At 60.0% G+C, this 530-nt stretch carries 1 protein-coding gene and 1 pseudogene; both read left to right on the top strand.

Annotated elements, in window-relative coordinates; all coding sequences use genetic code 11:
* On the top strand, window positions 1-376 hold a 376-nt coding region (locus ACKWMY_RS28300), incomplete at its 5' end, for an HK97 family phage prohead protease (RefSeq protein WP_409487560.1).
* 1 nt (window position 377) lies between these two features.
* A pseudogene (locus ACKWMY_RS28305) lies at window positions 378-530 on the top strand (phage portal protein); the annotation flags it as partial.

The following is a 530-nucleotide window of genomic DNA, read 5'->3' on the forward strand; positions in this document are numbered from 1 at the left end:
CCTGTACGAGCATGACTATACCGCGCTGCTGGGCCGCAATACCTCCGGCACCCTGGTACTGAGTGAAGACGCCACCGGCTTGCGCTTTGAGCTGACCCCACCCGATACCCAACTGGGCCGCGATGTGTTGATCCTGGTTGAACGGGGCGACATTTCCGGCATGTCCTTCGGGTTCCGGGCGTTGAAAGACCAGTGGGACAGCACCCAACAGCCGTATGTCCGTACCGTGCTGGCTGCCGAGCTGCGCGAAATCACCGTGACCAGCTTACCAGCCTACCGTGAAACCGACATTCAGATCGCCAAGCGCTCACTGTTGACCCAACACCCGGAGCTGGTGGATCTGCGCTCCCATTGGGCTTATCTGGCGGGGTTGTGATATGTGGCCGTGGAAACGCAAGACCGAAGACCGCAGCATGACCATTGATGAGTTTCTGGCTATGGCCGGCATCCCCAACACCGGATCAGGTGAGCATGTCTCATCGGGTAATGCTGAAACCCTGCCCGCGGTACTCAACGCCGTGGCAGTGCCC

The organism is Serratia sp. J2, assembly GCF_046269175.1.
Classification (GTDB): Bacteria; Pseudomonadota; Gammaproteobacteria; order Enterobacterales; family Enterobacteriaceae; genus Chania; species Chania fonticola_C.